We start from the raw sequence: 16,788 nt of genomic DNA, 5'->3' as shown, positions 1-16,788 counted from the left end.
TCACTTCTCCTGAAGTGTCTTGGTGACGGCGTCGGACGCGGTCTTCGCGGCCTTGTCGACCGAGGTGCCGGTCAGGATCGACTGGACCATCTGCGGGATGGTCTTGTTGCCCTCGACGGTGCCCCAGCCCGGGGCGCTCGGCGGGGTCTTGCCGGCCTTGAGCATCGTCTCGGCGAAGGGCTTGACGAGCGGGTCGGTGCTCTCGGCGAAGGGCTTGAGCGCCGAGTTGGTGCTCGGGAAGTAGCCGGCCTGGTTGGCCCAGTCCTTGGCGAGCCGGCTCGTGGTCATCATGTTGACGAACTCCCAGGCGAGGTCCTGGTTCTTGCTCGTCTTGAGGATCGCGAGGTTGGAGCCGCCGAGTACGGCCGGGTTGATGCCGCCGTCCTTGCCCGGGATCGGGAAGGCGCCGATCCTGTCCTTGAGCGAGGGGTCGCCCGCGATCGCCGTCTTCGGGGTCCAGTTGCCCTGGATCACCATCGCCGACTTGCCCTTGACGAAGGAGTCGAGGACGTCGGTCTCGCGCCACGTGGTGGCGCCGACGCTGGAGGACTTGTCCTTGAGCGCGAGGCCCGTGTAGAAGTCCAGGCCGGCCTTCGACTCCTTCGCGTCGATGGCGCCGGTCCACTTGCCGCCCTGCTCGGTGGCCAGCTCACCGCCCGCGCCCCACACGAAGGGGATCGTCGCGTACGCCGCGTCGCCCGCGATGGGCAGCGGCATGAGCTTCGGCTCCTCCTTCTTGAGCGTCTTGACGGTCTGCTCCAGCTCGTCCCAGTTCTTCGGGACCGACAGCTTGTGCTTCTCGAAGACGTCCTTGCGGTAGATGATGGAGCGCACACCCGCGTACCAGCCGACGCCGTACTGCTTGCCGTTGTACGTGGCCGACTCCTTGAGCGCGGGCACGAGGTCCTTGCCGAGGCCGGACTTGTCGAGCTTCGCCGTGACGTCGGTGAGACCGCCGGCCGCGGCGAACTCGGGGGTCCACGTCGTGCCGATCTCGGAGACGTCGGGGCCGTCGCCCGAGGCGAAGGCGCGGACCAGGCGGTCGTGGGCGTCGGCCCACTGGATCTCCTGGACCTTGAGGCTCGCGCCCGTGCGCTTCTTGAACTCCTTCTTCGCGGCGGCGTAGAAGGTCGAGGCGTCCGGGTTGGTGCCCTTCATGACCCACCAGGTCAGCGACTTGCCGTCCTTCGAGTCCGAGGAGGAGCCGCCGGAGCTTCCGTCGTTCCCGCAGGCGGTCAGCACCAGGGCGGAGGCGGCGAGGGCGGCGACGCCTGCCGTGCGTATGAGTCTCATCGAGGTGTGTCTCCCTTGACGCGGCGAGAGGGCGGGCTCTGGCGGAAGCCGGTGAGGACGGGCGTGCCGCGGGCGCGGGGAAGCCCCCCGAATCCGGGCGTGCCCGGGGGCTGCCCTCTCGAACGACCGCATATGAGCTGCGGTGATGCGCCAAGTATGGAGAGGGGTAACGGGCGCGTCAATAAGTAACAGTGGCCGTGATGGGAGCGTTAGTTTTTGACATGGAGGCGGTTAGGCTGACACCCACAGCCACCAGGAGGAATCCATGAGCGAACGGCCCCCGCATGCCCAGGAGTCCGCCGAGCGGGCGGGGCGGGCAGCGGACGTACTGGTACGTATCCGGGGGGCCGTGCCGACGCTCCAGCCCGCCGAACAGCGCGTCGCCGCCGCCGTCCTGGACGATCCCGCCGCCGCGGCGCGCATGTCGTCGACGAGCCTCGCGGGCCAGGCGCGCACCTCCGTCACGACCGTCATGCGCTTCTGCCGCGCCATCGGGCTGCGCAACTACCCGCAGCTGCGCATCGCCCTCGCCTCGGCCGCAGCGCGCGAGGACGTCCGCAACAAGGACGTGCAGTGGGCGACGAAGGGGGACATCAGCGAGGACGACTCGCTCGCCCAGGTCGTCGACAAGATCATCTACAACGAGTCGGGGACCCTGGAGGACACCCGGGCCCAGCTCGATCTCGACGTCCTCGGGCGGGCCGTGGACGCCGTGGCGGGGGCGCGGCGCATCGACATCTTCGGGCTCGGCGCGAGCGGCTTCGTCGGGGGCGATCTGCACCAGAAGCTGCACCGCATCGGGCACATGGCCTTCGTGTGGACCGACGGCCACGCGGCGCTCACCGCGAGCGCGCTGCTCGGCGAGGGGGACGTGGCGATCGGGATCTCGCACACGGGCTCGACCGTCGACACGCTCGAACCCTTGCAGGCGGCGGGGGAGCGGGGGGCGACGACCATCGCGCTGACCAATTTCGCCAGGTCGCCGCTGGCGGAGTGCGCGGATCTCGTCCTGACGACGGCGGTGCGCGAGATGCCGTTCCGGTCGGGGGCGACCGCGTCGCGGATAGCGCAACTGGCGGTGGTGGACTGCTTGTTCGTGGGGGTGGCGCAGAAGTCGTACGCCGAGTCGACGGCGGCGCTCGCCCGGACGTACGGGGCGGTGAGGCACCTGAGGGGACGGTGACGTTCCGCGGGGCGGTGACGTTCCGCGGGGCGGCCTGTTTCGGGGGCTCCGCCGCCGAGCCCCGCTCCTCGAACGCCGGAGGGGCTGGATTCGGGTGCCGGTGGGGTTCGAGATGCGGGCGGTGGGGCGGGCGGGTTTACGGGGCGGGTGGGTTGGGGGCGGCTGGAATGTTGTGTCTGGAGAAGCTGATGATCGTTGTGGGACTGATGTCGGGGACCTCTATGGACGGGCTCGACGTCGCCGTGGCCGACCTCGCGCTCGACGCGGAGGGGACGCTCACGCTTGTTCCGCTCGCGGCCGAGGAGCACCCCTGGTCGCCGGAGATGCGGGAGCGGTTGCTCGCCGTGCTGCCTCCGGCCCGGGTGTCGCTGGGGGACGTGTGCGAGGTGGACACGCTCGTCGGGCGGGAGAGCGCCGCCGTCGTCAGCGAGGTCGTGCGCCGGTACGGGGGCGATCTCGTCGGCTCGCACGGGCAGACCGTCTTCCACTGGGTGAGCCCGCAGGGGCGGGCGCTCGGGACGCTCCAGCTCGGGCAGCCCGCGTGGATCGCCGAGGAGACCGGGCTGCCCGTCGTCTCCGACATCCGGGCGCGGGACATCGCCGCCGGTGGGCAGGGCGCCCCGCTCGCGAGCACGCTCGACGCGCTGTGGCTCGCGGCCGAGCCGGGGACGAAGCGGGTCGCGCTCAATCTCGGCGGCATCGCGAACGTCAGCGTGGTCGGGGCACCCGGGGAACCCGTGACCGCCTTCGACACGGGCCCGGCGAACTGCCTGCTCGACGCGGCGGCCCAGCGCCTGAGCGGCGGGCGGCTCGCGAGCGACATCGACGGCCGCATGGCGCGCGCGGGCGCGGTCCGTACGGATCTGCTCGGCCGGCTGCGCGAGGAGCCGTACTACCTGCTGCCCGCGCCGAAGTCGACCGGGCGTGAACTCTTCACGACGGAGTACGTGGCCGCGCGGCTCGCCGGACTGCCCGACGTCACCCCTGACGACCTGATGGCGACGCTCACGGAACTCACCGCGGTGACGGTCGCCGACGCGGTCCGCCCGTACGCGCCCACCGAGGTCGTCGCCTCGGGCGGCGGCGTACGCAACCCGGCCCTCATGGACCGGCTCCGCGCGCACCTCGCGCCCGCGGGGCTGACCACGAGCGACACGTACGGTCTCCCGGCGGGCGACAAGGAGGCGTACCTCATGACGCTCCTCGCCTTCCTGAGCTGGCACCAGATCCCGGGCGTCGCCCCGGGCGCGACCGGCTCCGCGGCCCCGCGCGTCCTCGGCCGCTTCTCCCCGGGCGCGGGCCCGCTCAGGCTCCCGGAGCCGGGGGTTGCGCCGAGGCGGCTCGTGGTGCGCCGGGCGGGGTGAGTGGGGGGTCCTCCGCGTGGGGCTGCCGCGTGACGCGGTAGAGCACGTTCGGGCGCAACGGGCCCTCCGGCGCTTCCGGGTCGTCGAAGTCGCCGTGCGGGTCGCGGGTCATGCCGATGCGCCGCATCACGGCCTGGGAGCGCACGTTCGTCGCGGTCGTCACCGCGAGGATCTCGGGGAGCCCCAGCGTGCCGAAACCGAAGGCCAGCACGGCCCGCGCGGCCTCGGTCGCGTAGCCGTGCCCCCAGGCGGCGCGGGCCAGCCGCCAGCCGATCTCCACTCCCGTGAACGGCAGGCCCTCGTCCACCCGGTCCAGGCCGGCGAAACCGATGAAGTCGCCCGTGGCCCGTACCTCCACCGCCCACCAGCCGTAGCCGCGCCGCGCGAACTCCGCCCGGAACCGCGCGACGGAGGCATCGCTCTGTGCGCGCGTGAGCGGCTCGCCCAAGTGCTCCCGGACCTCGGGATCGGCGTTCATCGCCGCCCACGGCGCGAGGTCGGACTCCTGCCAGGGGCGGAGCAGGAGGCGAGGCGTGCGCAGGGGTGTCATGCGGCTCAGTGAACGGGCGTACCCCCTGCGGGGGCAAGCCGATTTCCCCGCCGCGCCCCGCGGGGAAGCACCTCACTCCCAGCGGAAGAAGCGTCCCGCCGCGCCCAGTCCGAGCACCGTCCACACCGCCAGCACGATCAGGTCCTTCGCCGGGAGGCCGGCCCCGTGGTGCAGGACCTCGCGCAGGCCGTCCGAGAGGGCCGTGATGGGGAGGAGTTCGAGGACGGAGCGGACCGCGCCCGGGAACTTCTCCAGCGGGACGATCACGCCGCCCGCGACGAGCAGCAGGATGAAGACCAGGTTCGCGGCGGCGAGCGTCGCCTCCGCCTTCAGCGTGCCCGCCATGAGCAGGCCGAGGCCCGAGAAGGCCGCCGTGCCGAGGAGCAGGAGGAGGACCACCCAGGCCGGATTGCCGTGCGGGGACCAGCCGAGGGCGAAGGCGATGACGGTCAGCAGGATCACTTGGAGCACTTCGGTGACCAGCACCGAGAGCGTCTTCGCCGTCATCAGCGCCCAGCGCGGCAGCGGCGAGGCGCCGAGGCGCTTGAGCACCCCGTACCTGCGCTCGAAGCCCGTCGCGATCGCCTGGCCCGTGAAGGCCGTGGACATGACCGCGAGCGCGAGGACGCCGGGCGCGAGGAAGTCGACGCGCTCGCCGTCGCCCGTGTCGACGACGTCGACGGCCGAGAAGAGCACGAGGAGCAGGGCCGGGATGATCACGGTGAGCAGCAGCTGCTCACCGTTGCGCAGGAGCATCTTCGTCTCCAGTGCCGCCTGCGCCGCGATCATCCGCCCGACGGGAGCGGCACCGGGCCGTGGTGCGTACGTACCGGCGCTCATGCGCGCAGCTCCTTACCGGTCAGTTCCAGGAAGACGTCCTCCAGCGTGTGCCGCTCCACGGCGATGCCCTCCGGCATGACGCCGTTCTGCGCGCACCACGAGGTGACGGTCGCGAGGAGCTGCGGGTCGACGGTGCCGCCGACGCGGTACGTGCCGGGGGCGACCTCCACCGCCTCGCTGCCCGGGGGCAGCGCCTTGACCAGCGAGGCCACGTCGAGCCCGGGCCGGCCGGTGAAGCGCAGCGTGTTCTCGGCGCCGCCCCTGCACAGCTCCTCGGGGCTGCCCTGCGCGACGACCTTGCCGCCGTCCACGATCGCGACCTCGTCCGCGAGCTGCTCGGCCTCGTCCATGTGGTGCGTCGTGAGGATCACCGAGACCCCGTCGGCGCGCAGCTCGCGCACGAGGTCCCACGTCGCGTGGCGCGCCTGCGGGTCGAGCCCCGCGGTCGGCTCGTCGAGGAAGACCAGCTCGGGGCGGCCCACCACGGCCATCGCGAGCGCGAGCCGCTGCTGCTGGCCGCCGGACAGACGCCGGTAACTCGTCCGGCCGCACGAGCCGAGACCGAGGCGCTCGATGAGCGCGGGCACGTCGAGCGGGTGCGCGTGCAGCTTCGCCATGTGCCGCAGCATCTCCTCGGCGCGCGCGCCCGAGTAGACACCGCCCGACTGGAGCATCACGCCGATACGGGGGCGCAGCCGTGCCGCGTCGGCGAGCGGGTCGATGCCGAGGACCCTGACCCGGCCCGCGTCGGGACGCCGGTAGCCCTCGCACGTCTCGATCGTCGTGGTCTTGCCCGCTCCGTTGGGCCCGAGCACGGCGGTGATGCCGGGGGCCGCGACGAGGTCGAGCCCGTCCACGGCGGTCTTCGCCCCGTACCGCTTCACGAGGCCCTCGATCCGGAGCACGGGGGCCGCCGGGTCGGGTCCTGCCGACGGGCGGGGGACGCCCGGCCTGTCCCGCGTATCGCTGCCCGGCTTGTCACTGCGCATGGGCGAAGTCTAGGAAGGCGCCGGTGAGGGGCCGCGCGCGGGGCCACGCCCGAGCGAACCGGGCAAAGCGGTCGCGGCGTGATCAATTCGTGCCCTGGTGGGGCCAAAGGGGTCGCTCGTGGCGGCGTACCCTTGCTGAGCTGCGGTTTTACCCGCCATTCCGGCTCGCGAGCGCGCCTGATTAGGTCACCCTAAGTGACCGAAGCCACCACGAGGCCCTGACCAGCTCGCTTGTCCGGGCCCGAGGAATTACGCAACAATGGCGTTGTGAAATACGAGGGCGAGGTCTCCGAGGCCGCGACCGGTGAGCGCTCCACGCGCAACCGGGTCGTGCGCTCGATCCTGCACCACGGCCCCTCCACCGTCGCCGAGCTGGCCGAACGCCTCGGGCTCACCCAGGCCGCCGTCCGCAGGCACCTCGACGCCCTCCTCGCCGACACCGTCGTCGAGGCCCGCGCCCGCAGGGTCTACGGAGCCCGCGGCCGGGGCCGCCCCGCCAAGGTCTTCGCACTCACCGACTGCGGCCGCGACGCCCTGGACCAGTCCTACGACCAGCTCGCCGCCGAAGCGCTGCGCTTCATCGCCGCGCAGGGCGGCGAGAGCGCCATCGCCGCCTTCGCCCGCTCCCGTATCGAAGCCCAGTGCGAGGGGTACAGGGACGAGATCGAGGCGGCCGAGCCGGGCGAGCGCGCCCAGGTCCTGGCGAAGGCCCTGAGCGCCGACGGGTACGCTGCCACGGCGCGCGAAGCGCCCGGCCAGGGCCAGGGCGAGCAGCTCTGCCAGCACCACTGCCCGGTGGCGCACGTGGCCGAGCAGTTCCCGCAGCTGTGCGAGGCGGAGACCGAGTACTTCTCGCAGCTCCTCGGCACGCACGTGCAGCGGCTCGCCACCATCGCCCACGGGGACGGGGTCTGCACGACCTTCATCCCGCGCGGCAAGGCGCCACCACCCGGACCCGGGGAGCCCCCGCTCCCCGCGCGGCCCGAGGACACCACGACCACCCACACATCAGCAAGCACGGCCGGGAGGAACCCCGCATGACTCTCCCCACGGAGACTGCCCACCCCGAACTGGAGGGCCTGGGTAAGTACGAGTACGGCTGGGCCGACTCCGACGTCGCGGGCGCGAGTGCCCGGCGTGGCCTGAACGAGGACGTCGTCCGGGACATCTCCGCGAAGAAGAACGAGCCGGAGTGGATGACCAAGCTCCGGCTCAAGGGCCTGAAGCTCTTCGAGAAGAAGCCCATGCCGAACTGGGGCTCCGACCTCTCGGGCATCGACTTCGACAACATCAAGTACTTCGTGCGTTCCACGGAGAAGCAGGCGGAGTCCTGGGAGGACCTGCCCGAGGACATCAAGAACACCTACGACAAGCTCGGCATCCCCGAGGCGGAGAAGCAGCGCCTCGTCGCCGGCGTCGCCGCGCAGTACGAGTCGGAGGTCGTCTACCACCAGATCCGCGAGGACCTGGAGGAGCAGGGCGTCATCTTCCTCGACACCGACACCGCGCTCAAGGAGCACCCGGACCTCTTCAAGGAGTACTTCGGGACCGTCATCCCCGTCGGTGACAACAAGTTCGCCTCGCTCAACTCGGCCGTGTGGTCGGGCGGCTCCTTCATCTACGTGCCGAAGGGCGTGCACGTCGAGATCCCGCTCCAGGCCTACTTCCGGATCAACACCGAGAACATGGGCCAGTTCGAGCGGACGCTGATCATCGTCGACGAGGACGCCTACGTCCACTACGTCGAGGGCTGCACCGCGCCGATCTACCAGTCGGACTCGCTGCACTCCGCGGTCGTCGAGATCATCGTGAAGAAGGGCGCCCGCTGCCGCTACACGACGATCCAGAACTGGTCGAACAACGTCTACAACCTCGTCACCAAGCGGGCCGTGGCCTACGAGGGCGCGACGATGGAGTGGGTCGACGGCAACATCGGCTCCAAGGTCACCATGAAGTACCCGGCCGTCTACCTCATGGGCGAGCACGCCAAGGGCGAGACGCTCTCGATCGCCTTCGCGGGCGAGGGCCAGCACCAGGACGCGGGCGCCAAGATGGTCCACATGGCCCCGAACACCTCCTCGAACATCGTCTCCAAGTCGGTGGCGCGCGGCGGTGGCCGCACCTCCTACCGCGGGCTCATCGAGGTCGGCGAGGGTGCCCAGGGCGCGAAGTCGAACGTGCTGTGCGACGCGCTGCTCGTCGACACCATCTCGCGCTCCGACACCTACCCCTACGTGGACGTCCGCGAGGACGACGTGTCGATGGGCCACGAGGCGACCGTCTCCAAGGTCTCCGACGACCAGCTCTTCTACCTCATGAGCCGCGGGCTCACCGAGTTCGAGGCGATGGCGATGATCGTGCGCGGCTTCGTCGAGCCGATCGCCAAGGAGCTGCCGATGGAGTACGCGCTCGAACTCAACCGGCTGATCGAGCTCCAGATGGAGGGCGCGGTCGGCTGACGCCGGCCCCCGTCCGGGGTGCTTTCCGGGTACGGGCCCGCCGCCCACCCACGGCGGCGCGGCCCCGTACCGCCCCGGACCCCTTCCCGTACCCCATCCCCTGACCGCAGGAAGAGAGCACAACGACAGTCATGGCTGAGAGCATTCCGGTGGGTTCCACCACCGCCGGCCAGATCGCGGTGGCCGCGGAGTCGACCGTCGCCACGCGGATGAGCGCCCCGCCGTCCTTCGATGTGGCGGACTTCCCCGTGCCGCACGGCCGCGAGGAGGAGTGGCGCTTCACGCCGCTCGCGCGGCTGCGCGGCCTCCACGACGGCACCGCGAAGGCGGACGGCCGCGTGGAGATCGAGGTGAGTCTGCCCGCCGGGGTCACCCAGGAAACCGTGGACCGCGAGGACCCGCGCGTCGGCAAGGGCGGCACCCCCGTCGACCGCGTCGCCGCGCAGGCGTTCAGCGCCTTCGAGAAGGCCAACGTCATCACGGTCCCCAAGGAGGCCCGCCCCGCCGAGCCGATCCGTATCGCGGTACGCGGCCACGGCGGCGTCGCCTACGGGCACCAGGTCATCGAGCTGGGCGCCTTCGCCGAGGCCGTCGTGGTGCTCGACCACACCGGGGACGCGGTCCTCGCCGCCAACGTCGACTACCTGCTCGGCGACGGCGCCAAGCTCACCGTCGTCTCCGTGCAGGACTGGGGCACCGAGACCGTCCACGTCGGCCAGCACAACGCGCTGATCGGCCGCGACGCCTCCTTCAAGTCCGTCGTCGTCACCTTCGGCGGCGACCTCGTGCGCCTGCACCCCCGCGTGAGCTACACCGCGCCCGGCGGCGAGGCCGAGCTGCTCGGCCTGTACTTCACCGACAAGGGCCAGCACCATGAGCACCGCCTCTTCGTCGACCACAACGCCCCGCACTGCACATCGAACGTGAGCTACAAGGGCGCGCTCCAGGGCGAGGGCGCCCACGCCGTGTGGATCGGCGACGTCCTCATCGAGGCCGCGGCCGAGGGCACCGACACCTACGAGATGAACCGCAACCTCGTCCTCACCGACGGGGCCCGCGTCGACTCGGTGCCGAACCTGGAGATCGAGACCGGCGAGATCGTCGGTGCCGGGCACGCCTCGACCACCGGGCGCTTCGACGACGAGCAGCTGTTCTACCTCATGGCGCGCGGTATCGCCGAGGAGGACGCCCGCCGTCTCGTCGTGCGCGGCTTCTTCGCCGAACTGGTCCAGCAGATCGGGCTGCCCGACGTCGAGGAGCGCCTGCTCGCGAAGATCGGCGAGGAGCTGGAAGGAGCGGTCGGATGACCGGCTTCCAGCGCGCCTGCGGCCTCGCCGAACTCGACGAGGACACCCCCAAGCGCGTCGAGATCGGCGGCACCCCCGTCGCGGTCGTCCGCACCGAGGGCGAGGTGTTCGCGATCAGCGACATCTGCTCGCACGCGAACGTCTCCCTCTCCGAGGGCGAGGTCGAGGACTGCCAGATCGAGTGCTGGCTGCACGGCTCGGCCTTCGACCTGCGCACCGGCAAGCCCTCCGGGCTGCCCGCGACGCGACCCGTCCCCGTTTACCCCGTACAGATCGATGGGGACGACGTGCTCGTCTCCCTCTCCCAGGAGTCCTGAAGCACACATGGCTACGCTTGAAATCCGCGACCTGCACGTCACCGTCGAGGCGGACAACGCCACGAAGGAAATCCTCAAGGGCGTCGACCTGACCGTCCGCCAGGGCGAGACCCACGCCATCATGGGCCCCAACGGCTCCGGCAAGTCCACGCTCGCCTACTCGCTGGCCGGTCACCCCAAGTACACGATCACGGGCGGCACCGTGACCCTCGACGGCGAGGACGTCCTCGCGATGACCGTCGACGAGCGCGCCCGTGCCGGTGTCTTCCTCGCCATGCAGTACCCGGTCGAGGTCCCCGGCGTCTCCGTCTCCAACTTCCTGCGCACCTCGGCGACCGCCGTGCGCGGGGAGGCCCCCAAGCTGCGCACCTGGGTGAAGGAGGTCAAGGAGGCCATGCAGCGTCTCCAGATGGACCCCGCCTTCGCCGAGCGCAACGTCAACGAGGGCTTCTCCGGCGGCGAGAAGAAGCGCCACGAGATCCTTCAGCTCGAACTGCTCAAGCCGAAGATCGCGATCCTCGACGAGACCGACTCCGGCCTCGACGTCGACGCGCTGCGCATCGTCTCCGAGGGCGTCAACCGCGTCCGCGAGTCGGGCGAGGTCGGCACGCTGCTGATCACGCACTACACGCGCATCCTGCGCTACATCAAGCCGGACTTCGTCCACGTCTTCGTCAACGGCAGGGTCGCCGAGTCCGGTGGCCCCGAGCTGGCCGACAAGCTGGAGAACGAGGGCTACGAGTCCTACGTGAAGGGTGGCGTATCCGCGTGAGCGACGCCCATCAGGGGCTGACCGGTCTGCTCGACACCGAGGCGATCCGCAAGGACTTCCCGATCCTCGACCGCCGGGTGCACGACGGCAAGACCCTCGTGTACCTCGACAACGCGGCCACCTCGCAGACGCCGCGCCAGGTCATCGACACCCTCAGCGCGTACTACGAGCGGTACAACGCCAATGTCCACCGCGGCGTGCACGTGCTCGCCGAGGAGGCCACGGCGCTCTACGAGGGCGCACGGGACAAGGTCGCCGAGTTCATCAACGCGCCGAGCCGCGACGAGGTGATCTTCACCAAGAACGCCTCGGAGTCGCTCAACCTCGTCGCGAACATGCTCGGCTGGGCCGATGAGCCCTACCGCGTCGACCGCGAGACCGAGATCGTCATCACGGAGATGGAGCACCACTCCAACATCGTGCCGTGGCAGCTGCTCTCGCAGCGCACGGGCGCGAAGCTGAAGTGGTTCGGTCTCGACCCCGCCGACGGCACCCTCGACCTGTCGAACATCGAGGAGATCATCACCGAGAAGACGAAGATCGTCTCCTTCGTGCTCGTCTCCAACATCCTCGGCACCCACAACCCGGTCGAGCAGATCGTGCGCCGCGCCCACGAGGTCGGCGCGCTCGTGCTCATCGACGCCTCGCAGGCCGCGCCACACATGCCGCTCGACGTGCAGGCGCTCCAGGCCGACTTCGTCGCCTTCACGGGGCACAAGATGTGCGGCCCGACCGGCATCGGCGTGCTGTGGGGCCGGCAGGAACTCCTGGAGGACCTGCCGCCCTTCCTCGGCGGCGGCGAGATGATCGAGACCGTGTCGATGCACTCGTCGACGTACGCTCCGGCGCCGCACAAGTTCGAGGCGGGGACCCCGCCGATCGCGCAGGCCGTCGGGCTGGGCGCGGCGGTGGACTACCTCACATCGATCGGCATGGAGAAGATCGTCGCGCACGAGAAGGCGATCACCGAGTACGCGGTGCGCCGGCTCATGGAGGTCCCCGACCTGCGCATCATCGGCCCCACCACGGCCGAGGAACGCGGCTCCGCGATCTCCTTCACGCTTGGCGACATCCACCCGCACGACGTGGGCCAGGTCCTCGACGAGCAGGGGATCGCGGTCAGGGTCGGGCACCACTGCGCCCGGCCCGTGTGCCTCAGGTACGGAATTCCCGCGACCACGCGCGCGTCTTTCTATCTGTACTCCACGCCCGCCGAGGTCGATGCCCTGGTGGACGGCCTGGAGCACGTCCGTAACTTCTTCGGATGAGGGACGAGAGCCGGTGAAGCTGGATTCCATGTACCAGGACGTCATCCTGGACCACTACAAGCACCCGCACGGGCGGGGCCTGCGTCCGGGCGACGCGGAGGTGCACCACGTCAACCCGACGTGCGGCGACGAGATCACGCTGCGCGTCCGGTACGAGGGCTCCCGGATCGCCGACGTGAGCTACGAGGGCCAGGGCTGTTCGATCAGCCAGGCCAGCGCCTCGGTCCTGAACGACCTCCTGGTCGGCAAGGACGTCGACGAGGCGCGGCACATCCAGGGCACCTTCCTCGAACTCATGCAGTCCAAGGGGAAGATCGAGCCCGATGACGCGATGGAGGAGGTGCTGGAGGACGCGGTGGCCTTCGCCGGGGTCTCCAAGTACCCCGCGCGCGTCAAGTGCGCGCTCCTGAGCTGGATGGCCTGGAAGGACGCGACGGCGCAGGCGCTGGGCGAGATCGAGAGGAAGACGGCATGAGCGAGAACGAGACGGCGACGCTGAGCCCCGCCTCCGAGGAAGAGGTCCGCGAGGCCCTCATGGACGTCGTCGACCCCGAACTGGGGATCGACGTGGTCAACCTCGGTCTCATCTACGGGCTGCACATCGACGAGTCGAACGTCGCCACCGTGGACATGACGCTGACCTCGGCGGCCTGCCCGCTCACCGACGTCATCGAGGACCAGGCCAAGTCCGCGACCGAGGGCATCGTGAGCGAGCTGCGCATCAACTGGGTGTGGATGCCGCCGTGGGGCCCTGACAAGATCACGGACGACGGGCGCGAGCAGCTGCGCGCGCTCGGCTTCAACGTCTGAGACAGGCGCGTCAGCAGTACCTCCAGGAAGGGCCCCCGCCGTGTGCGGGGGCCCTTTCGCGTGGGCGGGGCGGGCCGGCGCGGGCGGAAGGCGGGGCGCGCGGGCGGAAGGCGGACCGGCGTGGGCGGCGCGGCGAGGCGGCCCGTGAAGGGGACTGTGTACACCCGTACGCAACGATGCGTACTCTCGTCCACATGGGTTACCTGCTGCTGACCGGCGCGATCCTCTCCGAGGTCGCCGCCACGACCGCCATGAAGTACAGCGAGGGCTTCACCCGGCTGTGGCCCTCGCTCGTCACCGCGAGCGGTTACGTCGTCTGCTTCGTCCTGCTCGCGCAGACCCTCAAGACCCTCCAGGTCGGTACCGCCTACGCCATCTGGGCCGGGGCGGGCACCGCGCTGATCGCGTGCATCGGCATGATGTTCCTCGGCGAGTCCGTGACCCCCGTACGGCTCGCCGGGATCGCCCTCGTCATCGGCGGGGTCGTCCTGCTCAACCTGGGAGGAGCCCACTGATGGCAGCGGCGCGGCGCTACGACCCCGACCGCAGGCAGCGGATCATCGACGCGGCGATCCGCGTCGTCGGGCGCTCCGGGATCGCGGGGCTCTCGCACCGCACGGCCGCCGCCGAGGCCGATGTCCCGCTCGGCTCGACCACGTACCACTTCGCGACGCTCGACGACCTGCTCGTCGCCGCGCTGCGCCAGGCCAACGAGAACTTCGCGCGGCTCGTGGGCGACCGCGGCACCCTCCAGGCGCCGCCGGGCGGGCTCGCCGCCGCGCTCGCCGGGGCGATGGGCGCCTGGCTCGCCGCGGACCGGACGGGGGCCGAGCTGGAGTACGAGCTGTACCTGGCCGCCGTCCGCAAACCGGTGCTCCGCCCGGTCGCCGCCGAGTGGAGCCGTGCCCTGGAGGAGCCGCTCGCCGCGCGCACCGATCCGGCGACGGCCCGCGCCGTCGTCGCGCTCATGGACGGGCTGTGCCTTCAGGTGCTGCTGACCGACAGCCCGTACGACGAGGGGTACGCGCGGGAGATGCTGGGGCGGGTGCTGCGGGAGTGAGCGCCTCCGCTTCGGCCGGTGCGGACGACCCCGGGCAATCGCCTGCGGAGGAGGGGCGGGGCATCGTACGGTGCGGGGCATGATCGCTCACGTGTGCGAAAAAGGGTGGCGTCCATGAAGCTGCTCGGCCCGCTGGTCCTGTTGCTCGTCGTGGTGCTGCTCGTGGTCCTCGTCGCCGGGCGGGGGCCCCGCGCCTGGGCCAGGCGCAGGCTCCTGCCGGTGCTCGGGGTGCTGCTCGTCGTCTATTTCGTGGGGCGCGCGGTCGCCGAACTCGTGGTGATCGACTGGGGTGATCCGTCGAGCTACGCCAAGGACTGGGGCGGCCCCCACCTCGCCGGGGTCCTCGCCGTGCACTGCGGACCCGGGCTGCTCGCGCTCGGGCTCGCCGGGTGGTGGTGGCGCGCGCGGCGCCGCCGGGCGGGCGCGGACCGGGGCGAGGGCGCCCCCTCCGCCTAGCGCCCGGCCGCTCCCGTACCGCCCCCGCTCAGGTGCCCGCCCGCTCCCGTACCGCCGCCAGTGCCGCGTCCACGCTCGCCACGACGTCGGGTACCGGGTACCAGACCTCGCGCACGACCCGTTCCCTGTCCACGAGCAGCGTCAGGCGCTTGAGGCGGCGGGTGCCCGAGGTGCTGAAGGTCGGCAGGCGCAGGGCGGCGGCCAGTTCGCCCGCCGCGTCCGACAGGAGCGGGAACGGGAGGCGCTCCTTCGCGGCGAAGGCGCGCTGCTCGTCGGGGCGTTGCGTCGAGACGCCGCGTACCGCGGCGCCCCGCGCCGTGAAGGCCTGCCACTGGTCGCGGTACGTGCACGACTCCAGCGTGCAGCCGCGCGCGCCCGGGATCTCCGCCCAGCCCGGCGGGTACGCGGCGGGGTCGGCGAAGGCGGCGGGGAAGAAGTAGAGGACCGTGAACTCCGCGTCGTCCGCGACCGGATCGAGCGGCGTGCCCGTCGCGTCGGGCAGCAGCAGCCGGGGCAGCACCGCCCCGCGCAGCCCGTGCACGCGCTCCGCCTCGCGCGATTCCCCGTCCGCCGTCGCCATCGTCTCCCCCTCGCCGAGCACCCACGTGTCGCCCCAGTCCTGGAGCGCGAGCAGCACCGGGAGCAGCGCGCGCCCGCGCGCCGTCAGCCGGTACTCGTGGCGCGGCGGGTGCTCCTGGTACGGGACCTTCTCCAGGACCTCCGCGCCCGTCAGCAACCGCAGCCGCTCCGCGAGCACCTTGCGCGAGAGGCCGAGGCCCGCGCGCAGGTCCTCGAAGCGGTGCGCGCCGCGCGCCACGTCCCGTACGAGCAAGAGCGTCCACGCGTCGCCCACGACACCGAGCGCCTGCGCCATCGCGCAGTGCGCGTCGTCGGGGCCGCCCCGTGCCGGCATGAGTACCACCTCTCCACCTGCTGAGTTCCTTTCGGGAACGTACCACGGGGGGTGGAGAGCACACGCGCGGTGAGACCGGTTCGCCTGGCGGGCGGTGCGACCGTTAGGTTGCCCTCATGACCGACACGACTGCTCCTCGCGCCACCGGCGCCGTCGCCGCCGGGCTCGCGACCCTCGCGAGCGACGGTTCCGTACTCGACACCTGGTTCCCCGCGCCCGAACTGAGCGCGGACCCGGGCCCCGCGGGGACCGAGCGGCTCGACGCCGAGCGTGCCGCCGCCCTTCTCGGCCAGGACGTGGCCGGTGCGCTCGCCACCGACCCGGTACGGGGCACGACGACCGTCGCCGTCCGCACGGTCATCTCCTCGCTCGATGACAAGCCGCTCGACACGCACGACGTCTACCTGCGGCTCCACCTGCTCTCGCACCGCCTCGTCCAGCCGCACGGCCAGAACCTCGACGGCATGTTCGGCCTGCTCCCCAACGTCGCGTGGACCTCGCTCGGTCCCGTCGCCGTGCCCGAACTGGAGGCGGTACGGCTGCGGGCGCGCGTGGCGGGCAGGCACCTCGCGGTGACCTCGGTCGACAAGTTCCCGCGCATGACCGACTACGTGGCACCGGCCGGGGTCCGTATCGGCGACGCGGACCGGGTCCGCCTCGGCGCGCACCTCGCCGAGGGCACGACCGTCATGCACGAGGGCTTCGTCAACTTCAACGCGGGCACGCTCGGCACCTCGATGGTCGAGGGCCGGATCTCGGCGGGAGTCGTCATCGGTGACGGCTCCGACATCGGCGGCGGCGCCTCCACGATGGGCACCCTCTCGGGCGGCGGCAACGTCCGCATCACGGTCGGCGAGCACTGCCTCATCGGCGCGGAGGCGGGCATCGGCATCGCGCTCGGCGACCACTGCGTCGTCGAGGCGGGCCTCTACCTCACGGCGGGGACGCGCGTGACCCTCCCGGACGGCCAGGTCGTCAAGGCCCGCGAACTCTCCGGCTCCTCGCACATCCTCTTCCGCCGCAACTCGGTCACGGGCACGGTCGAGGCCCGCCCGAACAACGCGGTCTGGGGCGGCCTCAACGAGATCCTGCACGCCCACAACTGACGGCCACCGCCTCCGCCGCCGCCCCCGGGGTTCCCGGGGGCGGCGGCGTCGCGTGCGCGGGCGGGGCGGAGCGGGACCGCGGGCCGCGCAAGAAAGGCGTG

19 protein-coding genes are annotated in these 16,788 nt (G+C 71.4%); 14 read left to right on the top strand and 5 right to left on the bottom strand.

Annotated elements, in window-relative coordinates; translation table 11 throughout:
- Positions 1-1,293 (bottom strand): sugar ABC transporter substrate-binding protein, encoded by a 1,293-nt coding sequence (locus ACQYWQ_RS05670; protein WP_431032788.1) that lies wholly within the window; start codon positions 1,291-1,293, stop codon positions 1-3.
- A gap of 265 nt (positions 1,294-1,558) precedes the next feature.
- Between ACQYWQ_RS05670 and ACQYWQ_RS05665 the strand changes: the two genes are divergently transcribed.
- Positions 1,559-2,476, top strand: coding sequence for a MurR/RpiR family transcriptional regulator (locus ACQYWQ_RS05665; protein ID WP_431032787.1), 918 nt, complete (start codon positions 1,559-1,561; stop codon positions 2,474-2,476).
- 188 nt (positions 2,477-2,664) lie between these two features.
- Entirely contained in the window at positions 2,665-3,840 is a 1,176-nt protein-coding gene (locus tag ACQYWQ_RS05660; protein WP_431032786.1) for an anhydro-N-acetylmuramic acid kinase, read from the top strand.
- On the opposite strand, the gene ACQYWQ_RS05655 is transcribed toward ACQYWQ_RS05660, so the two are convergent.
- The 3 genes from ACQYWQ_RS05655 to ACQYWQ_RS05645 form a co-directional block, all read right to left on the bottom strand.
- Positions 3,782-4,390 carry a GNAT family N-acetyltransferase gene (locus ACQYWQ_RS05655; protein WP_431032785.1) on the bottom strand — a complete coding sequence of 203 codons (609 nt, stop codon included), beginning with the start codon at positions 4,388-4,390 and terminating at the stop codon, positions 3,782-3,784. The genes ACQYWQ_RS05660 and ACQYWQ_RS05655 overlap by 59 nt on opposite strands.
- Before the next feature lie 72 nt (positions 4,391-4,462).
- Positions 4,463-5,230 carry an ABC transporter permease gene (locus ACQYWQ_RS05650; protein WP_431032784.1) on the bottom strand — a complete coding sequence of 256 codons (768 nt, stop codon included), beginning with the start codon at positions 5,228-5,230 and terminating at the stop codon, positions 4,463-4,465.
- Positions 5,227-6,219, bottom strand: coding sequence for an ABC transporter ATP-binding protein (locus ACQYWQ_RS05645; RefSeq protein WP_431032783.1), 993 nt, complete (start codon positions 6,217-6,219; stop codon positions 5,227-5,229). Before ACQYWQ_RS05645 ends, ACQYWQ_RS05650 begins: the two co-directional genes overlap by 4 nt.
- Positions 6,220-6,486: 267 nt before the next feature.
- Between ACQYWQ_RS05645 and ACQYWQ_RS05640 the strand changes: the two genes are divergently transcribed.
- The 11 genes from ACQYWQ_RS05640 (at position 6,487) to ACQYWQ_RS05590 (ending at position 14,668) form a co-directional block, all read left to right on the top strand.
- A complete protein-coding gene (locus ACQYWQ_RS05640) occupies positions 6,487-7,260 on the top strand; it encodes a helix-turn-helix transcriptional regulator (protein WP_431032782.1) in 774 nt (257 codons plus the stop codon).
- Positions 7,257-8,678, top strand: coding sequence for a Fe-S cluster assembly protein SufB (sufB, locus tag ACQYWQ_RS05635; RefSeq protein WP_431032781.1), 1,422 nt, complete (start codon positions 7,257-7,259; stop codon positions 8,676-8,678). Before ACQYWQ_RS05640 ends, sufB begins: the two co-directional genes overlap by 4 nt.
- A 131-nt stretch (positions 8,679-8,809) precedes the next feature.
- Positions 8,810-9,985, top strand: coding sequence for a Fe-S cluster assembly protein SufD (gene sufD / locus ACQYWQ_RS05630; RefSeq protein ID WP_431032780.1), 1,176 nt, complete (start codon positions 8,810-8,812; stop codon positions 9,983-9,985).
- The gene (locus tag ACQYWQ_RS05625; RefSeq protein WP_431032779.1) at positions 9,982-10,302 is read left to right on the top strand and encodes a non-heme iron oxygenase ferredoxin subunit; all 321 of its coding nucleotides are present in this window, start codon (positions 9,982-9,984) and stop codon (positions 10,300-10,302) included. Before sufD ends, ACQYWQ_RS05625 begins: the two co-directional genes overlap by 4 nt.
- A gap of 7 nt (positions 10,303-10,309) precedes the next feature.
- Positions 10,310-11,074 carry a Fe-S cluster assembly ATPase SufC gene (gene sufC, locus ACQYWQ_RS05620; protein ID WP_431032778.1) on the top strand — a complete coding sequence of 255 codons (765 nt, stop codon included), beginning with the start codon at positions 10,310-10,312 and terminating at the stop codon, positions 11,072-11,074.
- Positions 11,071-12,342 carry a cysteine desulfurase gene (locus tag ACQYWQ_RS05615; protein WP_431032777.1) on the top strand — a complete coding sequence of 424 codons (1,272 nt, stop codon included), beginning with the start codon at positions 11,071-11,073 and terminating at the stop codon, positions 12,340-12,342. Before sufC ends, ACQYWQ_RS05615 begins: the two co-directional genes overlap by 4 nt.
- A 13-nt stretch (positions 12,343-12,355) precedes the next feature.
- A complete protein-coding gene (sufU, locus tag ACQYWQ_RS05610; RefSeq protein ID WP_431032776.1) occupies positions 12,356-12,817 on the top strand; it encodes a Fe-S cluster assembly sulfur transfer protein SufU in 462 nt (153 codons plus the stop codon).
- Complete coding sequence (locus tag ACQYWQ_RS05605) at positions 12,814-13,152, top strand: metal-sulfur cluster assembly factor (protein WP_431032775.1); 339 nt, start codon at positions 12,814-12,816, stop codon at positions 13,150-13,152. The genes sufU and ACQYWQ_RS05605 overlap by 4 nt, the downstream gene beginning before the upstream one ends.
- Before the next feature lie 194 nt (positions 13,153-13,346).
- Positions 13,347-13,667 (top strand): DMT family transporter, encoded by a 321-nt coding sequence (locus ACQYWQ_RS05600; RefSeq protein ID WP_431032774.1) that lies wholly within the window; start codon positions 13,347-13,349, stop codon positions 13,665-13,667.
- Positions 13,667-14,212: a TetR/AcrR family transcriptional regulator gene (locus ACQYWQ_RS05595; RefSeq protein WP_431032773.1), complete on the top strand. Its 546-nt coding sequence runs from the start codon at positions 13,667-13,669 to the stop codon at positions 14,210-14,212. The genes ACQYWQ_RS05600 and ACQYWQ_RS05595 overlap by 1 nt, the downstream gene beginning before the upstream one ends.
- A gap of 114 nt (positions 14,213-14,326) precedes the next feature.
- The gene (locus ACQYWQ_RS05590) at positions 14,327-14,668 is read left to right on the top strand and encodes a hypothetical protein (protein WP_431032772.1); all 342 of its coding nucleotides are present in this window, start codon (positions 14,327-14,329) and stop codon (positions 14,666-14,668) included.
- 28 nt (positions 14,669-14,696) lie between these two features.
- Here ACQYWQ_RS05590 and ACQYWQ_RS05585 read toward each other — a convergent pair whose 3' ends face one another.
- Positions 14,697-15,581, bottom strand: coding sequence for a winged helix-turn-helix transcriptional regulator (locus ACQYWQ_RS05585; RefSeq protein ID WP_431032771.1), 885 nt, complete (start codon positions 15,579-15,581; stop codon positions 14,697-14,699).
- Between the two features lie 116 nt (positions 15,582-15,697).
- On the opposite strand from ACQYWQ_RS05585, the gene dapD reads away from it, so the two are divergent.
- The gene (gene dapD, locus ACQYWQ_RS05580; RefSeq protein ID WP_431032770.1) at positions 15,698-16,687 is read left to right on the top strand and encodes a 2,3,4,5-tetrahydropyridine-2,6-dicarboxylate N-succinyltransferase; all 990 of its coding nucleotides are present in this window, start codon (positions 15,698-15,700) and stop codon (positions 16,685-16,687) included.
- The last annotated feature ends 101 nt before the right edge of the window (positions 16,688-16,788 follow it).

The sequence above is a fragment of the Streptomyces sp. P6-2-1 genome (genome assembly GCF_050613165.1).
Classification (GTDB): Bacteria; Actinomycetota; Actinomycetes; order Streptomycetales; family Streptomycetaceae; genus Streptomyces.
The sequence above is the reverse complement of the archived record's forward strand: the minus strand, read 5'-3'. Positions and strand labels throughout refer to the sequence as shown.